Raw genomic sequence first — 17,208 nt, 5'->3', positions numbered from 1 at the left:
AGGGGCCTGGCATACATTGCCGGGCCCCTTTGTTGATCAGTCATATAAGTAAATTGAGAACGTCGTCCCTTCTCCGTACACGGAGTCGGCGTGGATGCCCCAACCGTGCGCCTCGGCGATCCGTTTGCAGATGCGCAGGCCGAGCCCGGTCCCTTTGATCGGACGGTGGGAGTCGGAGTCGACCCGGTAGTACTCGTCAAAGATGTAAGGGATGGACTCAGGAGGGATACCGATGCCTGGGTCACGGACGGACAAGACGAGCGTCGTATCGTCCATCGAGCCCGTGATCCGGATCGTCCCGCCTTTCGGTGAATACTTGATGGCGTTGCCGATCAAGTTGTGAAGCAGCTGCAACAACTTCTCCTGGTCGGCCTCGATCGTCGCGTCGCAAGTGGACAAGACGACCTGGTGATTCGGGGATGTCGTCTCATAGTGGGCGACAATGCCTTCAAGAACCGGTTTGAGTGCGAACGTCGACAGCGTCAGCAATTCCGCGGAGTAGTTGACGCGTTGATAGTCGAGGAAGTTATCGACGAGCCGTTCGAGCCGCTCCGCTTCTCGCTTCACGAGCGTCAGCATGCCGTGCGTCTTCTCATGATCGCTATGTTGGTACATGAGCAGTTCGGTGTAGCCGCTGATGGCGGTGAGCGGGGAGCGGAACTCATGCGACAGCTCGGCCAAAAATGAGTCTTTCTGCTCCTCGAACCGGCGCGCTTCGGTCTCGTCGCGCCAGAGGATGAACACGCCGCGCGGGGTGTGGGTGAAGTTCAAGATGAGTTGCAGCGTCCGGTCGCCGAGTTGAAAGTAGTGGGGTTCCATACTCGGACAGCAGCCGAAGCGATTGTCGAGCAATTCTTCCCAAAAAGACGTCACGGCGATCGGGTCGGCCCCGTTCCGTTCGAACACGTCATGGAGGAAGCGGCTCAAGGTCTCGAAATCGGTGAAGCGCCGCGTCGTCAGCGACGGACAGAAAGCACGGAGCGGTTGGTTCGTATACAGGTGGTTGCGGGTAAAATCGATATAACAGACGGCATCCTGCACTTCCTCGATGAGCGAAGCGATGGGAGAGTGCGGCAGGCGTCGTGTTGAATAGTTCGGGATGGCTCGTTTTGGACGTGTTCGGCCGTGCCTTGCGGATGAACGATAAAATCGGTTTCGGTCCATGCGTCGGCCTCCTCTCTACGATGTCGATTGATTTGTCTCTATTATACGACATTGTGCAGTATTTCCCTATATAGTCCATGGACCTACCTAAAAATGAGAGGAAATTGGGACGGTCGGCACAAATTGTTCAAACACAAACAGACGGGGCTATACGACAATGAGAAGAGGAGGGGATATGATGAAGCAAGCGATTTTAGTGACTGGTGCGACCGGGAACGTCGGACAATACGTTGTGAAGTATTTAGAGAATCGAGGGGAAGCTGTCGTCGCGGCCGGGAGCAGGGTGGACGAGCTGCAGCGGCGCTTCCCGACGGCGGCACGACACGTCGAACTCGATTTTGAAAACCCGGACACGTACGAAGCGGCGCTCGACGGGGTCGATCGCGTCTTTTTGATGCGTCCGCCACAGATCGGGGACGCGGACGTGTTCGTTCCGTTCATTGAGGCGATGGCCGAACGTTCGATTCGACTCGTCGCCTTTCTTTCACTCATGGGCGTCGAGACGAATCCGTTCCCGCCACACTATAAGATCGAGAAGTACATCGAGCAGTCAGGTGTTCCATCCGTTCATATCCGGCCAGGTTTCTTCATGCAGAACGTGACCGGCGTCCACGCCGAGGAGATCCGTCAAGACGACGAGATCTTCATCCCGGCCGGTAACAGTCAAGTCAGCTTCATCGACGCCGAGGATATCGGCAAGGCGATCGCGCACGTCTTGGCCGACCCGGAGTCACATCGCAACACGGCCTATACGCTCACCGGACCCGAGGCGCTCGATTATGTCGACATCGCCAACCAATTGACGATTCTGACCGGGCGGCGCATCACGTACGCCAAGCCTAGCATGCTGCGCTATCGCTCACACTATATTCAGGAACGTGGCCTGGATCCAGCGTATGTGAATGTGACGATGGCGCTCTACCTCATGACACGGCTCGGGACGGCGAAGGCGGTGACGGACGACTTTGAACGGTTGACCGGGGAGAAGCCGCGTTCGTTTGCTGCGTTCGCACGTGATCACGTAGATACGTTCCGGCACTAAAAAATACACCTTCATCCTTTAGCGGATGAAGGTGTATTTTTTAGAATAACGTATACGGGTTGACGCTGTTGGCGGCTGTCGAGCCGCTATAGACGTACTTGTTTTTATGGATCTCGAAGTGGAGGTGGCTCCCGAACGAGTTGCCGGTATTCCCGATCGTCCCGATGTTCGCGCCTTTCGAAATCGATTGGCCTTTGACGACGTTCAACCGATCCATGTGGGCATAGACGCTCGTGTACGCTTGGCCGTTGATCGTATGCGAGATCATGACGTGGTTCCCGTAGGCGCCATAGTTACGGGCGACGATGACTTGACCGGAAGCGGCCGCTTGGATCGGTGTCCCTTTGGCAGCTGCGATGTCGATGCCGTTATGGAACGTGTAACCGTACTTTCCGCTCGCCGGGCCATACCCTTGCGACAATCTGCCTTGCGCCGGCATGATGAATTTAGCTGCCGTGGCCGTTTGTAACGCCGTACCGCTATATTTTTTGACATATGTACTCGCTACATATTTCGTGCTGCCGTTGTAATTGATTTTCGTCCATGAGCCGGTCGCCCCTAGATACGTGAACGATTGACCGAGCTTGGCGCTGCCGACCTTTTTGTAGGCGGTCGATGGACCCGTCCGCACGTTCAAGCTGTTCGTTGTGATTTTGACTTTATAAGAAGTGGCTGCTTCTACCGGTGTTGACGTTTGAAGCGTCAAACCGGAAACGAGAAGTGCGCCGAGAGTAATTGTCATTAATTGTTTTTTCATTTTTTGGTAAATCCTTTCGGTCAGTTAACAGGGCGACGGAACGATGTTTTTCTTAACCTTCTTTAGGAATTTTACCATCAAAAAATATAATTAAATATGTCATTTATATTTCAAAAAAATATATTGACATTTTACTTTTGCATACAGGGTAAAACAATAAGTTGCAGTAGTTCATCTGAGGCTTGAATCACCTAGGAGATGGAGCGTCGCATGTCATGTGCATGAAACTGAGCGAATATGAAAAAAGCCGAGGCGGGCGCCTCGGCTTAGTGTATTTGCGGCATATATTTTTTAGTACGGCGGTTTGTCGAGCGCGGTGCGACGAGGAAAACGAGTCCTAACATCACGCCGACTCCAAGTCCCCAAAGATTGTTGAATAGTAACATCAACACGATCCCGAAGACGAGTCCGATACTCACATCACCCATACGGTCAAACATTGATAACCACCTTTTCTTTGTTTGCTAGACTTATCAAGTACCCAAATTTGAGACGAGATACACCTGTTTTAAAGAGCGGGCTAGCACGTATCTCTTTATGATACGTTCTCCTGTGAATTTGGTTTCGTTTTGTAGAAGCTGTAAACGACGCTGATCAAGATGACGAGCACGATCGCGCCGAGCGACATCCAGATCGGCATCTTGTAGACGTCACCGAAAATCATCTTCGTCCCGATGAAGACGAGCATGAAGCTGAGCCCGTGCTTCAAGTAGTAGAAGCGATCGATCAAGTTGGCGAGGACGAAGTAGAGACTACGAAGTCCAAGGATCGCCATGATGTTCGCGTAGAAGATGATATACGGGTCACGCGAGTAGGCGAAGCTTGCTGCGACCGAGTCGACGGCGAAGACGATGTCCGACAGCTCGATAAAGATCAAAGCGATGAAGAGCGGTGTGAAGAATAACTTGCCGTTGATCCGCTTCGTGAATTTCCCGGACGACATGTCTTGCGTGAGCGGCAAGTGGTTTTTCAACCAGTTGATCGTCTTGTTGTCCTCGAGCGACTCATCCTTGCCGATATTTTTGAACATCATCCAGCCCGTATAGACGAGGAAAGCGCCGAACACGTAATAGACCCAACCGAAGTTCTCGAGAAGCGACACACCGGCGACGATGAAGATGGCCCGGAAGAGAATCGCACCGAGGATGCCCCAGAACAACACTTTATGCTGATACTTGAGCGGGATCGCGAAATAGGCGAAGACGAGCGAGAAGACGAACACGTTATCGATGGCGAGTGCCTTTTCGATGAAGTAGACGCTCGCATATTCGGTCGCGACCGTGCTGCCTTGCGAGTAGAACAACCAACCGCCGAAAGCGATGGCAATCCCGATCCAGACGAATGTCCATGTCCATGCCTCACGGAGCGAGACTTCGTGTGCCTTGCGGTGGAACACCCCGAGGTCAAGCGCGAGCATGAAGATGATGAGAGCCAAAAAGGCGATGAGTAGGGTCAACAATTTTTCCTCATTATAGGTTCAAGTGAACTTGATATCATTATAATAAGTTCATATGAACTTAAAGTAAAGAGAATTCGTATTTCGTAATAAAACAAAGAGAGGAGAAATCGGACCTATTGGAACTATGGAAAGGGCTGGAAAATGACAGAATCGCATTAAAAGGGCTTCTTAGCTGTTTTGCTAGGAAGCCCTTCGTCTTATTTTTTGCGCTTTTGAAATTGGTTGAAGGCGCCTTTGACTTTGTCCGTCAAAGAGTTAGAGTGTCCATCGCCGCTTCGTTGACCGGTAGTTTTATCATCGTTCATCTTTCCGGTGACTTCTTTCGCCTTGGCCGCAACTTGATCGATGATACGGTCATACTTACCGTTTTTTTTATGTTCAGACATGTGTCTAATTCCTCCTCGTTTGAAATCTATATAGATAATATAACCGAATTTGCACCAATCTAAACTTTTGAGGTCATTAGAACTTGTTTTAATGACTTCTAATCGTCATTGGCCACCACCTCCGGAACAATCATGTAAGCAGAATGGTTACACTCTCAGCTTAACAGGGAACAACCAAGTGACAAATACAGCAGGTGTAACTGACTCGACTACAAATTGAAAAGGAGGAAATGAATCATGAAATACTTAGTCACAGGTGCGACGGGGAAACTCGGATCAAAAATCGTCGAGGTATTGCTCGAGTCGATACCGGCGAGCGAACTTGCGGTCAGTGTCCGTAACCCGGAGAAAGCGGAAGCGCTGAAAGCGAAAGGCGTCGATGTACGTCACGGAGACTTTGACAAACGAGAGACGCTCGATACGGCGTTCCGCGGCGTTGAAAGATTGCTGATTATCTCAGCGGACGGGGATAACGACACCCGTATCCGTCAACATGCGAACGCGGTCGAAGCAGCGAAGCGGGCCGGGGTCAAGTTCATCGCCTATACGAGCCTCGCCGATGCGACAGAGAGTCAAAATCTCATGGCACCGCCGCACGTCGAGACGGAAGGGGCGATCGAACGAACCGGGATCCCACACGCATTCCTGCGCAACAACTGGTACTTAGAGAACGAGCTCGGTGGCATTCAAGGCGTGCTCGCCGGTGCCCCTTGGGTGACAGCGGCCCGTGACGGGAAAGTCGGTTGGGCGCTGCAACAAGACTACGCCGAAGCGATTGCGAACGTCCTCATGGCAGATGATTTCGAACAAGATATCTTCGAACTATCGGGTCCGCTCCACACGCAAGCTGAACTCGTCGAAGCGCTCAGTGACGTACTCGGCCGTGAGGTCAAACTCCAAGAAGTTAGTGCTGAGGCGTACGCCGACGTCATGCGCGGTGCCGGTGTGCCGGAAGGTGCGATTCCGATTGTTGTCGGCATTCAAGATAGTATCCGCAACGGGTCACTCGAAGTCGAATCAAATGACTTTGAATTGGTGCTCGGTCGTCCGGTGACGCCGCTCAAAGAGGCGCTTCAAAAGCTCGTCACCGCGTTAGCATAACAACTACAGGACGGGATGCTTCGTCTTTCTGACCAGATTACAAATGACAACGTCACGTTCTCGATTTCGAAAACGTGACGTTTTTTGATGAATGCTAGTGATGGATCCTCACATATTTGTCCCTACGTCCGACATAGCATGTATACTAACAATTAATGGATAATCGAAAGCGTAAATATGCAAGAACTGGTAAATATCATCTCGTTCATAGGGGGAGTGATTGTATGAAAAACATGATGTTTTTAATGGGAGTTGTCCTCGGATTGCTCTTACTTTTCGGATTAAGATATGAATTCAATGTGATTGGGGATATGGGCTTCAAAGTCACGGCCATCCTCATGTTTGTGACGATGCTCGTCATTCGATCGACTGCAAAAATCTCTTTCTTCAGCCGTTAACTAAAAAACAGACCGCGAATCCAAAATTCGCGGCCTGTTTTTTAGTTGGTCCGGGACTCAAGTTGACCGGTCGCGTCTTCTAACGTGCTCTAGTTCGAAGTGAGCCCGAGCCACCGTTTCACCGGCTCCCGGAAGTAATATGTGATGCCGATCAAACTGACGAAGACGAGGGCGGCGACGAAGACCGTCGTCACGCTCCCTGAAGCGAGGCTTGCCCCTAAAAAGCTATAGGCGAGTGTACCGGGGATCATCCCGAGCACGGTCGCGAGAATAAATGACCTGAAGCGAACCTTGGCAATCCCGCCCGCGTAGCTGAGAAGATCGAAGCTGACGAGCGGGATGAGCCGGAGTACGAACACGTATAAAAACCCGCGCTGCTCCATCTGCGTGAACAGCTTTTCCGACCACGGATAGTTCTCGACCTTGAGCACGGAGCGTCCGAACAAGCGCGCCATGACGTAGCCGGTCACGGCGGCAGCCGTCGCTCCGAACAGAATATACAGGACGCCCGGCCAGACACCGAACGCGAGGCCGGCTCCGAGCGATAAGACCGACGTCGGCAAGAACACGATCGGTCCGATCGCGTAGATGAGGAAGAAGATGACCGGTCCCCACCAACCGAACGACAAGACGACGTCGCGGATGTCGGACGGGCGGAGTTCGTAATGAAAATGCGTGATATAGAAGATACTCCCGAACACGGCGAGCAAGAGACTGATTTTGAGCGGGCGCGGCACGGGAATCATTCCTTTCGAATCGATTTTCTTTTGTTCATCGTATCGCATTTTTTATTGAAATGAAGGTGAGACAGCTTACAAACATGCGATCAATGTGCTGATGAATCGTATAATCTGTCGAAAAATAGAAACTTAGGTCAACGCATGTGCGATCACACTTCACGTGAACCTTCTTTCCTACGATAAAGCAGATAGGAGGGATGGTCATGAAGAATTTGAAAATGTCTAAAAAGTTTGCGGTGCTCATCACCGCGTTCATCGCGACGCTTGTCATCATCGCGGCGCTCAGCCACGTCTTGATGGGACGGATGGCCGACGCGGGGGAAGAAATTTATGAGGAGCGGTTGTTGCCGATTCGGGCACTCGGTCAAGTTCGGACCGATAACCGAGCCCTGGAAAGCTATTTACTCGAGTTGATGTTAGCAACCGAAGAAAGTCGTAACGCGGAACTCCAAGAAAATATTACGGAGCGACGAGATAGCATGGTCGAGAATTTAAAGTTGTTTAATGAAAACTTCGCTTCGACAGATGTTGACATGCAACAACAGGTCACAGATTTGAATACGTTGATTACGACGTATTTGGAACGGATTGATATCGTCTTGCAACCGGCAATCAGAAACGAGAATACGGCAGCCTATCGTCAATATGTCAGCGAGCTACGCCCAATCCGCCTCGCGCTCGTCGAAACGGCGACGGTCGTCATGGACGGGATTAACGAAGAAGCCGAGACGGCAAGTGCGGCGATGCAAGAAAATCGTGCTCAGTCGGTGCTCTTGTTTTGGGTGCTCGTCGCCATCGGCGCACTCGTCTCGATCGGACTTGGCGTCTATATCACGCGTCTCATCGTGCGGCCGGTCCGTGAATTGAATGGACTTATGAGCCGTGCCGGAGCCGGTGACTTGACCGTCGATAGCACGTATACGTCTCGTGACGAGATCGGTTCGCTCGCGATGTCGTTCAATGAGATGAAAGAAAGCTTGCGTGACTTGATCGGTAGCGTCACGGTGACGGCTGGACGTGTCGCGACATCTTCGGACGACTTGAAATCGAACGTCGAGGAGACGACGAAAGCGACGGAAATGGTTGCTGTGACGATGGAAGAGATCGCGTCAGGGTCGCTCCGCCAATTAACGCGGGTGAAAGAATCGAACGGCACACTGACGGAACTGACGAACGGAATCCACCACGTCTCGGGCAGCGCCCAGCAGATGACAGAGCTCTCGGAAGGCGCACTCCGAAAAGTCGGAGCCGGTAATGAACTAATTGAGACGCTCGAGACACAGCTCGAGGAGATGAATGAGAAAGTCAAATCACTCCAACACGTCATCGGCCAACTCGACGTCCGTTCCCAAGAGATCGGGACGATCACCGGAACGATTTCAGGCATCGCCGAGCAGACGAACTTGCTGGCGTTAAATGCGGCCATCGAAGCGGCCCGGGCCGGCGATCATGGACGCGGGTTCGCCGTCGTCGCCTCTGAAGTGAAGAAACTCGCCGAAGAGTCGGCCGTCGCGACGAAGTTGATCGCGTCGCTGATCACGGACACACAGACGGAGACGAAACAAGCCGTCAAGACGATGCACGTCGTCGAAGACGATATGGCGCACAGCGTGACGAACGTCCAACAGGCAGGGACGGCGTTCGATGAGATTAAGCTCGCGATTGAAGAGGTGAGCCAGAAAGTCGAGGAAGTGTCTGGTGCTGTTGAAGAGATGGCGGCAGGTGCGACCGAAGTGTTGACATCGGTGCATGAGATTCAAGGTATCACCGAGACGACGGCGACCGAGACCGAGAACACATCGGCGGCGACGGAAGAACAGATGGCGTCAATGGAAGAAATCACGGCGTCGGCGCAAGAGCTGTCGAACATGGCAGACGAGATGCGCCAAATGACGAAAAAATTCAATGTATGACGAACGAAAGACAGGTCGACATAAAAATCGACCTGTCTTTTTTAGCGTCCTGTGTAGGTGGCGACCCACTCGTCCGGTGTCATCTTCGCGACGAGCTCACCGATCAAGTCGTACGGGATATGCTTCACGTTTTTGAAGCGGATGCAGCTCTTGCCCATATCGAGCTTCGTCGGCACTCGTTCAGCGTACGCCTGCTCGAACCAACGCAACACGTCTTCGTCGGCGTAGACGCCCATATGATACAAGGCGACGTGATTCTTCTGGGCGATGACGCTCAAAAACGGCAACGGGGTGCCCGGCGTCACGTGATAACCAGGCGGGTACATCGACAACGGCACGACGTAATGGACACCTTTCCCGTCGGTCGTCTTCTCGAACCCGTCCGGTAAGTTCGCATCAATCACGTCAATCAAGCGGATAAAGCTGTCGAGCCGTTTGTCATCGACGAGTGTCGTATAGTCCATTACTGTTCGCCCCCTCGCAAAATCTTCGCGATCGCCTTGCCCTTAGCCAGTTCATCGACGAGTTTGTCCAAGTACCGGATCTCGCGCATGAGCGGCTCCTCGACGTCCTCGACGCGGACGCCGCAGACGACGCCTTTGATGAGAGCGCGATCCTCGTTCATGTCAGGGGCCGATGCGAAAAACGTGTTGAAGTCGACTTCGGCTTCGAGTTGCCGCTCGAGCCCGGCTTCGTCATAGCCGGTCAGCCAGCGGATGATCGTATCGACTTCGTCTTTCGTCCGGCCTTTCCGTTCGGCTTTCGCGACGTAACTCGGATAGACGCTCGCGAAGCTCGTCGTGTAGATGCGGTGTGCCATAATATCTCCTCATTTCGTGGATGGTACCTTCATTTTCGCACACAACGGCAAAAGACGATCAATCCGTTTGTGGATTCCTCGCCTTGGTCGGTCACGGCATGATGTTGCCTTCAGCCGGGATCGGATGTTGTTTCAACATGTTCGCGAAATGATAGAGGTTATACGCCAAAACCCGTCCGTTCTTTTTCGTGAAGGCGTTGTTGCGGCCGGCGTCGAGGTAAGAGTCGCCTGGACCGGCTTCGCCGACCCAGTATGCGTCGACGTTCGGCGGGATAGTGAAGCCGATATGGGACAAACCGTACAGGATTGAGGCACAGGCGTGCTTCGCCCCGTCCTCGTTGCCCGTCACGACGACACCGCCGACTTTGTTGTAGTAAATGGCTTGACCGTGTTCATTTTTCAGCCCGCTCCCGCCGTATAGCCGTTCGATCACTTGAGTGGCGACGCTGCTCTTCTCCCCGAGCCAAAGCGGCGTCCCGATGATGAGGATGTCGGCGGCTTTCACTTTGGCGAAGAGTTGCGGCCACTCGTCGCCAGCCCCTTCGTCCTCGGTCACCCCGAAAGCGACGTCGTAGTCGATGACGCGGACGATCTCTGACTCGACGCCGAGTTTGTCAAAGTGGGGGATGATGTCCTTCATCAGACCTTCCGTATGTGATACCGTGTCTCCGCCTTTCAACGAACAGTTCAAAAATAATGCCTTCATCACGATTCCTCCTTCTCAAAAGCAAGACGTTAGGAAGTTCTCCACTCCAAAATTCCGGTCAAGTCGTCGTAGACCGCGTCTGGACGCACATCCATCGTTTCGAAAGGCTTGCCGTCACGGTTGATCCACGCCGTCTGGAAGCCGAAGTTCTTGGCGCCGATGATGTCCCAGCCGTTCGAAGACATGAACAGCACCTCGTCCCGCTTCAAGTCGGTCGTCTTGAACCAGCTCATATAGGCGGCAGGTGACGGCTTGAACTGTTTGACGCCGTCGATGCTGACGAGTTCGTCGAACAGTTCGGTGAACGACGCGTTCGCGATCAATTGTTCAAGCATGTCAGCGGTCCCGTTCGACAAGACGACGGTCTGGGTGTCCCGCAGCTGCTTCAACACGTCCTCGACTTCCTCGTATGGCGAGAGCTCCGCATACGTGGCGATGAGCGCATCCTCGACGTCGCTAGATGCGGTCACATCCGCCGCCGCTAAGGCGTAACGCAAGGCGTCACGCGTGACGACCGAGAAGTCTTCGTAGCGGCCCGAAATCTGACGGATGAAGAAATATTCAAGTTGTTTCGTGCGCCACGTCTGACTGATCTGGTCACCTTTCCCCGGGAACTGTTCGTCACACGCCGCCTTGACGGAATGGACATCGAACAGCGTCCCGTACACATCGAATACGAATGCTTGAATTGTCGGTTTCATCAAATTCCTCCTATAGTGTCAGTCGTCCTTTTTCCTATACCCGACAGACAGATTAGAAACACGTCCGATAAGTTGAAGTCTGCGGCTTCGTCGAGTAAGTTTGTGTTAGTTCTTAATGTGATGAGCCGCTTTGTTTATAAGCTAGCTAACAATGGAGGAGGAATTCGATGTACGTTCCAAAACTATATGCCGTCAACGACGCTGAAGAAGTCCACGCTTTCTTGAAAGCCCATCCGTTCGGCACCGTCGTCACACATGACGGGCAGAAGCCGCACGCGACACACGTGCCGCTCCGATTTCACGCAGAAGATGGCCACGTTTGGTTCACGACCCACGTCGCCAAAAACAACCCACAATGGCAGACAATCGAAGACCAGACCGTGCTCATTATCGTCCAAGGAGCGAACGCCTATATCTCGGCGTCCTTGTATGGCCACGAGGACGTGTCGACGTGGAACTATCAGGTCGTCCATGCATATGGACAGGCGACTATCCTGAACGCGGAACAACTCGAGGAAGATCTGGCAGGGCTACTCCGTGACCATGAAGGGGAGAGAGAGAACGCCGTCGTCTGGGAGGAGTTATCGGAGCCGGTGCAACGACAAAAACATGGCGTCGTCGGTTTCCGCATCGACGTTACGGAGATGCAGGCGGCGTTCAAGTTGAGCCAAAATCGGAACGAGACCGATTATACGCGCATCGTCTCCGAGCTCGAGCAGGAAGGGTGTCCGATGGCGGAAGTGATGCGCAAGCAACGGTGACCTTGATTCATTGACCCGACGTTTCATTGATGTCTACTCAAGTGAAGCGACGAGGCGTATCATGAATGTGGAACGTAAATCACTTACGAATCGAGCGAAGAGAAATGAAGATGAAATGGATCGTACGAACACTGGGTTGGCTGATTGTCATCTTAGCCTTGGTGGAGCTGGCGACGGACTGGCCAGATCAACCGAACCCACCGATTGAACACGAATTTGAAGAACCGACGGCGTTTCCGTTCGATATCACGCGTCGCTACAGTGAAATCGATATCGCAAAGCCGCACCACATGCACCAATTCGTGTTTCATTATGTGAATGAGGAGACGACACAAGAACTGCACTATATCGTCCATAAAATCGTTGATGAACCCAATGAGATGGAGGACATCTCATTATACGGAGACCAATACGAGCTTGCTGACGGGACAACGGCCTATTTCGATGAAACGGAGTCGACGTCACAAGGATTATGGTGGCAAAATCGAGACGGCTTCACGGCCCGAATCATCTACTACATCGACGGCAACTCCGTTGAACTCGACGATGAGAACCGCTTGTCGGTTCAACAATTGATCAATTTGGCCAATCAAACGTTATAACGACTACCTGCATCTCTCATCGATCGAGAGGCGCAGGTTTTTTCTATTTTTCAGAAGATATCTTGAAGTTCAGATTGACAACGTTTCTCAATTCATTCTATACTCATAAATGATAATGATTATCAATGTCGTTATAAAGGCATTGTCATATGAAAAGGGGATAAGAACGTGAAAAACTACAAACAGATGCTACATATGTTCATCATCATGTCTGCTTTCGTGCTCGTGCTCGCAGGATGCGGCTCGAACAATGAAGATGCGGCCACGACAGATGAGTCTGCCGAAACGGCAGAAGGCTATCCGATCACGATTAAACATGCGTTAGGCGAGACGGTCATCGACAAGAAACCGGAACGCGTCGCAACAATTGCTTGGTCGAACCAAGACGTCGCCCTTGCGCTTGACGTCGTCCCAGTCGGTTTCTCGGCTGCGAACTACGGTGTCCAAGACGGCAGCGGCATGTTGCCATGGACGGCTGAGAAGCTAAAAGACCTTGGGGAAGAAAACCCGAACATTTACCAAGACACAGACGGTCTCGACTTCGAAGCGATCGCTGACTCACAGCCGGACGTCATCTTGGCTGCCTACTCAGGCATCACGCAAGAAGACTACGACACGTTGAGCGAAATCGCACCGGTCGTTGCTTACCAAGAAACGCCTTGGGTCTCATCATGGCAGGACACGGTCCTCTACGACTCGATCGCCATGGGCATGGAAGCAGAAGGCAAACAGTTGATCGAAGACACAGAGAAACTCATCGCTGACAAAGCGGCTGAAGTACCGGACATGGCTGGCAAAAAAGCAGCCTTCATCGCGCTCAGCCCGGACGACCTTTCGAAGTTCTACATCTACACGACGGGTGACCCGCGTGGCGCCTTCATCGAAGAGCTCGGCATGGAGTACCCAAAAAACATCACGGACCAAATTAAAGACGAGAACAGCTTCTACCTCGAGCTCAGCTCGGAGAACGCCGACATCTTGAACGACGTCGACATCTTCGTCGCTTACGGCAACGAAGAGACGTTGAAAGCACTTCAAGCTGACCCGCTTTACAGCAAAGTACCGGCCATCGAGCGCGGTTCGGTCGTCATGATCGAAGACAACACGCCACTTGCGGCTGCCGGGACACCGTCACCGCTCTCGATCGAATACACGATCGACGACTACTTGAAGCTCGTCTCAGCAGCAATCGGGAAAGTCGAGTAATCATATGAATACGCTGAAGAAGTTGCAAACGCCGAGACATTTCCCGCTCCTGCTCGTAGGGTCGATCGTCCTGCTCGTCGTCTGCATGCTCGCTTCACTTGCTTTCGGCTCACGGACAGTCGGATGGGATGAACTGCTTGACGGTTTATTCCGTCCGGCTGTTCAGTCGTATGAAGCGGACATTGTCCGGCAACGGGTCGTGCGGACGCTGTTCAGTCTCATGTGCGGCGCGGCGCTCGGTGTGTCGGGTGCTTTGATGCAGTCGGTGACACGTAATCCGATCGCTGACCCGAGTATTCTCGGGGTGAACACGGGCGCGGCGCTGTTCGTCGTCGTCGGGATCGCGTTCTTCAACATCTCGACTGCGGGCGACTACATCTGGTTCGCCCTCGTCGGTGCGCTCTTGACGGCCGCGTTCGTGTTCGGTATCGGCTCGCTCGGGCGGGGCGGCTCGACCCCGCTCAAGCTCGTCTTGGCCGGGGCGGCGACGAGTGCGGCCTTGTCCTCGCTCGTCATGGCAATCATGATCCCGCGCTCGAACGTCATGGACCAGTTCCGGTTCTGGCAAGTCGGCAGCGTCGGGGCGGGGACGATGGACTCGATCGTAACGTTTCTCCCGTTCTTCATCGCCGGCATTTTTATCGCCATTTTCGCGGCCCCGTCACTCAACATCATGGCGCTCGGCGAAGAGATGGCGACGGGACTCGGGGTCCGGATCGGTTCGTTGAAAGTCATCGCCTCGTTCGCCGGCGTCATCTTGTGTGGCGCAGCGACGGCATTGGCCGGTCCGATCGGCTTTATCGGTCTGTTGGCCCCGCACTTGATCCGTCTCGTGCTCGGCCCGGATGAACGGTACATCATTCCGATGTCGGCCTTATCGGGCGCCATCCTGTTGACGTTCGCCGACGTGGTCGGGCGTTTGCTCGGCAGTCCGGGAGAACTTGAAGTCGGCATCGTCACCGCGTTCGTCGGGGCGCCGATTTTGATCGCCTTGACGATGAAAGTGAAGGTGCGTGGCCTATGATGAAACAGTCAGTTCAACCTATCATTCACAATAGTCGCAAGCGCCGGCAGCGTACGGTGTTCGTGACGCTCGTGCTATTCGTGCTCGCGCTCGCCTTGAGCGCATTGATGCTCATGCTCGGTAATACGATCTATCCGGTCGCGGATGTCGTCCATGTCTTGTTCGGGGAACAAGTACCGGGTGCGTCGTTCGCCGTAGGCACGATCCGTCTGCCACGCATGCTCGCCGGCGTCTTCTCAGGACTCGCGTTCGGTATCGCCGGGACAGTGTTCCAGACGATGCTCAGAAACCCGCTCGCCAACCCGAACGTCATCGGTATCACGACAGGATCGAGTGCGGCCGCCGTGTTCGGCATCGTCGTCTTGCAGGCGAGCAACACTTTCGTCTCGGTGATCTCGGTCATCGGGGGACTCGCGACGGTGATCGTGCTCTACGTCTTATCAAAAGGCGCCGCTTTCTCGATCGGACGTCTCGTCTTGGTCGGGATCGGCATCCAAGCGATGCTGACCGCGGTCATCAACTACTTATTGCTCATCAGTCGCCAAAACGATGTCGGGACGGCGATGCGTTGGCTGAGCGGCAGTTTGAACGGGGTCAAGATGGAGACGTTGCCGCCGCTCATGCTCGCGGTCGCCCTCTGTCTCCCGGTCATCCTCCGCCTCAGCCGGCAGCTGCAGATTTTAGAGCTCGGGGAGATGACGGCGACGTCGCTCGGCATCAAGACGAACCAGACCCGGATCCTCTTGATCATCGCCTCGGTGCTCATGCTCGCCTTAGCGACTGCGACGACCGGACCGATCGCTTTCATCGCTTTCCTTGCCGGACCGATCGCGAAACGGCTCGTCGGGGATGGACGGTCGACGATCATTCCGGCCGGACTCGTCGGCGTCATTCTCGTGCTCGCCGCCGACTTGATCGGACAGTTCGCTTTCACAGTCCGCTATCCGGTCGGTGTCATCACCGGTATGGTCGGGGCACCGTATTTGATTTACCTCTTGATCCGGATGAACCGGAGAGGGGAATTGTAGACGACAGGAGCCGTGTCTGGTGGGACACGGCTCCTGTTTCGTCTAGGTGAAAGCGCCATCAAAAAGACGTTGACTTTGGTCGATGTGGGGTGTATGCTAAAAATCCTGCCCAAAAATCGAGGCACGGGAACTGGCATCAGTTCATTTTGAGTCAGAGAGGATACAATCCCATGAACCAACAACAATTAGTCGAGCGCGCCCGTCAATTGAAAGAGAACGCCTACTCACCGTATTCGAATTTCCGCGTCGGAGCGGCCCTTCTTATGAAGGACGGGACGGTCATCGACGGCGTCAACGTCGAGAACGTCTCGTTCGGAGCGACGAACTGTGCCGAGCGCACGGCTGTGTTCACGGCCATCGCGCAAGGCTATAAAAAAGGCGACTTCGAAGCCGTCGCGGTGTCAGGTGACACGGTCGACTTCTTGCCGCCGTGCAGCATCTGCCGTCAAGTGCTCGTCGAGTTCGGTGATCCGGACTTTAAAGTGTTGCTCACGAACGGCAACGCCGACGTCAAAGAAGTGACGCTCGAAGAACTCGTTCCGCTCGCGTTCACAGAGCTCGAAATGTAAACAGCAGTGCCGAGTCCATGCGACTCGGCATTTTTTACTGTCTTGGCTTCCATTTATTGAAGAAGTTGTGCGGGGTTTTGATGCCTTGTAGCGTCCTGAATTCGTAGCCGCGTTTCTTCGAATGTCGGAGGATGTAGTCGAGTGCGGTCGGGGTGATCGAATGGTCGTGCGTCAGGATGATCGAGGCGATTCTCGCTCTGTAGTTCGCGTCGAGCCGGGCGAACACTTGATTTTGGACGCGGCGGTTGTCCGACTTATACCGGTAGTCGAGACTGTCGATGTTCCAGTCCCACATTTGGAAGCCGGCTTTCGCCATCGCTTGCCTGTGCGCTGACGTCATGTACGGATTGCTGCCGTATGGGGTGCGGACGATGTTCGATTTGACGCCTGTCACTTGGAAGACGAGCTTTTGGACCGTCTGCATCTCGCGCACGGCTGTCGTCGGCGTCCGGTAAAACTTATGCCGGTCGTGCGTCATCCCGTGCAGAGCGATGAGGTGTCCTTCGGCGACAATCCGCTTCAGCAGTTTCTCATTGCCTTTTATATTGTTGCCGAGAATGAAAAACGTGGCCTTGACCTTATGCTTCTTCAAAACGTCGAGCAACGCGCCCGTCTGACGATGCGGCCCGTCATCGAACGTCAAATAAATGAGGCTGCGGTCGTTGTACGCTTTTGGCGTCGCCGCGCTTGCTGGCGACAAAGGGCTGAGCAACAGACAGGCCAACACGAACAAAATCAAGCTCTTCTTCATCGTACAAACCCTCCTAACGTTAAGTCGACGGGGGTTGGACGGTGCCGGCGTGAAATATACGTTACTCTTTACCCGATTAG

Annotated in this window: 21 protein-coding genes; 10 read left to right on the top strand and 11 right to left on the bottom strand. The window is 53.6% G+C overall.

Annotated elements, in window-relative coordinates; genetic code table 11:
• Positions 1 to 36: 36 nt before the first annotated feature.
• Positions 37 to 1,164 (bottom strand): sensor histidine kinase, encoded by a 1,128-nt coding sequence (locus tag EVJ20_RS08300; protein ID WP_236636320.1) that lies wholly within the window; start codon positions 1,162 to 1,164, stop codon positions 37 to 39.
• Between the two features lie 178 nt (positions 1,165 to 1,342).
• Between EVJ20_RS08300 and EVJ20_RS08295 the strand changes: the two genes are divergently transcribed.
• The gene (locus EVJ20_RS08295) at positions 1,343 to 2,206 is read left to right on the top strand and encodes an SDR family oxidoreductase (protein WP_236636317.1); all 864 of its coding nucleotides are present in this window, start codon (positions 1,343 to 1,345) and stop codon (positions 2,204 to 2,206) included.
• Between the two features lie 40 nt (positions 2,207 to 2,246).
• Here the strand turns inward: EVJ20_RS08295 and EVJ20_RS08290 are convergent, their stop codons facing one another.
• The 4 genes from EVJ20_RS08290 to EVJ20_RS08280 form a co-directional block, all read right to left on the bottom strand.
• Positions 2,247 to 2,963 carry a peptidoglycan DD-metalloendopeptidase family protein gene (locus tag EVJ20_RS08290; protein ID WP_071398313.1) on the bottom strand — a complete coding sequence of 239 codons (717 nt, stop codon included), beginning with the start codon at positions 2,961 to 2,963 and terminating at the stop codon, positions 2,247 to 2,249.
• A 266-nt stretch (positions 2,964 to 3,229) separates the two neighbouring features.
• Positions 3,230 to 3,403 (bottom strand): hypothetical protein, encoded by a 174-nt coding sequence (locus EVJ20_RS15225; RefSeq protein WP_201740016.1) that lies wholly within the window; start codon positions 3,401 to 3,403, stop codon positions 3,230 to 3,232.
• Positions 3,404 to 3,498: 95 nt separating this feature from the next.
• Positions 3,499 to 4,419: a TerC family protein gene (locus EVJ20_RS08285; RefSeq protein ID WP_131507879.1), complete on the bottom strand. Its 921-nt coding sequence runs from the start codon at positions 4,417 to 4,419 to the stop codon at positions 3,499 to 3,501.
• A gap of 200 nt (positions 4,420 to 4,619) precedes the next feature.
• The gene (locus EVJ20_RS08280; protein WP_131490209.1) at positions 4,620 to 4,808 is read right to left on the bottom strand and encodes a CsbD family protein; all 189 of its coding nucleotides are present in this window, start codon (positions 4,806 to 4,808) and stop codon (positions 4,620 to 4,622) included.
• A gap of 237 nt (positions 4,809 to 5,045) precedes the next feature.
• Here EVJ20_RS08280 and EVJ20_RS08275 point away from each other — a divergent pair, with 237 nt between their 5' ends.
• Together EVJ20_RS08275 and EVJ20_RS15165 are read left to right on the top strand one after the other, a co-directional pair.
• The gene (locus tag EVJ20_RS08275) at positions 5,046 to 5,909 is read left to right on the top strand and encodes an SDR family oxidoreductase (protein ID WP_131490208.1); all 864 of its coding nucleotides are present in this window, start codon (positions 5,046 to 5,048) and stop codon (positions 5,907 to 5,909) included.
• 224 nt (positions 5,910 to 6,133) lie between these two features.
• On the top strand, positions 6,134 to 6,307 hold the full coding sequence (locus tag EVJ20_RS15165; RefSeq protein ID WP_161568103.1) for a hypothetical protein: 174 nt from the start codon (positions 6,134 to 6,136) through the stop codon (positions 6,305 to 6,307).
• Positions 6,308 to 6,396: 89 nt separating this feature from the next.
• On the opposite strand, the gene EVJ20_RS08270 is transcribed toward EVJ20_RS15165, so the two are convergent.
• On the bottom strand, positions 6,397 to 7,044 hold the full coding sequence (locus EVJ20_RS08270) for a TVP38/TMEM64 family protein (protein ID WP_131507877.1): 648 nt from the start codon (positions 7,042 to 7,044) through the stop codon (positions 6,397 to 6,399).
• Positions 7,045 to 7,250: 206 nt separating this feature from the next.
• Between EVJ20_RS08270 and EVJ20_RS08265 the strand changes: the two genes are divergently transcribed.
• Complete coding sequence (locus EVJ20_RS08265; RefSeq protein ID WP_131490207.1) at positions 7,251 to 8,960, top strand: methyl-accepting chemotaxis protein; 1,710 nt, start codon at positions 7,251 to 7,253, stop codon at positions 8,958 to 8,960.
• Between the two features lie 41 nt (positions 8,961 to 9,001).
• On the opposite strand, the gene EVJ20_RS08260 is transcribed toward EVJ20_RS08265, so the two are convergent.
• From EVJ20_RS08260 to EVJ20_RS08245, 4 genes are all read right to left on the bottom strand, one after another.
• Positions 9,002 to 9,424 (bottom strand): DUF1801 domain-containing protein, encoded by a 423-nt coding sequence (locus EVJ20_RS08260; protein WP_131507875.1) that lies wholly within the window; start codon positions 9,422 to 9,424, stop codon positions 9,002 to 9,004.
• Positions 9,424 to 9,783: a DUF2200 domain-containing protein gene (locus tag EVJ20_RS08255; RefSeq protein ID WP_131507873.1), complete on the bottom strand. Its 360-nt coding sequence runs from the start codon at positions 9,781 to 9,783 to the stop codon at positions 9,424 to 9,426. Before EVJ20_RS08255 ends, EVJ20_RS08260 begins: the two co-directional genes overlap by 1 nt.
• 88 nt (positions 9,784 to 9,871) lie before the next feature.
• Positions 9,872 to 10,486 carry a flavodoxin family protein gene (locus EVJ20_RS08250; RefSeq protein WP_131490204.1) on the bottom strand — a complete coding sequence of 205 codons (615 nt, stop codon included), beginning with the start codon at positions 10,484 to 10,486 and terminating at the stop codon, positions 9,872 to 9,874.
• A 29-nt stretch (positions 10,487 to 10,515) separates the two neighbouring features.
• Complete coding sequence (locus EVJ20_RS08245; RefSeq protein ID WP_131507871.1) at positions 10,516 to 11,187, bottom strand: haloacid dehalogenase type II; 672 nt, start codon at positions 11,185 to 11,187, stop codon at positions 10,516 to 10,518.
• Between the two features lie 167 nt (positions 11,188 to 11,354).
• Here EVJ20_RS08245 and EVJ20_RS08240 point away from each other — a divergent pair, with 167 nt between their 5' ends.
• From EVJ20_RS08240 to EVJ20_RS08215, 6 genes are all read left to right on the top strand, one after another.
• On the top strand, positions 11,355 to 11,948 hold the full coding sequence (locus EVJ20_RS08240) for an FMN-binding negative transcriptional regulator (RefSeq protein WP_131507869.1): 594 nt from the start codon (positions 11,355 to 11,357) through the stop codon (positions 11,946 to 11,948).
• Between the two features lie 110 nt (positions 11,949 to 12,058).
• Positions 12,059 to 12,550: a hypothetical protein gene (locus tag EVJ20_RS08235; protein ID WP_131507867.1), complete on the top strand. Its 492-nt coding sequence runs from the start codon at positions 12,059 to 12,061 to the stop codon at positions 12,548 to 12,550.
• Between the two features lie 186 nt (positions 12,551 to 12,736).
• The gene (locus EVJ20_RS08230; RefSeq protein WP_131507988.1) at positions 12,737 to 13,756 is read left to right on the top strand and encodes an iron-siderophore ABC transporter substrate-binding protein; all 1,020 of its coding nucleotides are present in this window, start codon (positions 12,737 to 12,739) and stop codon (positions 13,754 to 13,756) included.
• Between the two features lie 4 nt (positions 13,757 to 13,760).
• Positions 13,761 to 14,780: a FecCD family ABC transporter permease gene (locus EVJ20_RS08225; RefSeq protein WP_070328124.1), complete on the top strand. Its 1,020-nt coding sequence runs from the start codon at positions 13,761 to 13,763 to the stop codon at positions 14,778 to 14,780.
• A complete protein-coding gene (locus EVJ20_RS08220) occupies positions 14,777 to 15,808 on the top strand; it encodes a FecCD family ABC transporter permease (protein WP_131507865.1) in 1,032 nt (343 codons plus the stop codon). Before EVJ20_RS08225 ends, EVJ20_RS08220 begins: the two co-directional genes overlap by 4 nt.
• A gap of 146 nt (positions 15,809 to 15,954) precedes the next feature.
• Positions 15,955 to 16,377 (top strand): cytidine deaminase, encoded by a 423-nt coding sequence (locus EVJ20_RS08215; protein ID WP_255570025.1) that lies wholly within the window; start codon positions 15,955 to 15,957, stop codon positions 16,375 to 16,377.
• 34 nt (positions 16,378 to 16,411) lie between these two features.
• Here the strand turns inward: EVJ20_RS08215 and EVJ20_RS08210 are convergent, their stop codons facing one another.
• Complete coding sequence (locus EVJ20_RS08210) at positions 16,412 to 17,128, bottom strand: polysaccharide deacetylase family protein (RefSeq protein WP_131504889.1); 717 nt, start codon at positions 17,126 to 17,128, stop codon at positions 16,412 to 16,414.
• Between the last annotated feature and the right edge of the window lie 80 nt (positions 17,129 to 17,208).

Origin of the sequence: Exiguobacterium sp. SH0S1 (assembly GCF_004337165.1) — a bacterium.
In the GTDB taxonomy this organism is placed as follows: Bacteria; Bacillota; Bacilli; order Exiguobacteriales; family Exiguobacteriaceae; genus Exiguobacterium; species Exiguobacterium aurantiacum_A.
Note: the sequence above shows the minus strand (reverse complement) of the source record. Positions and strands in the feature narration are given on the sequence as shown.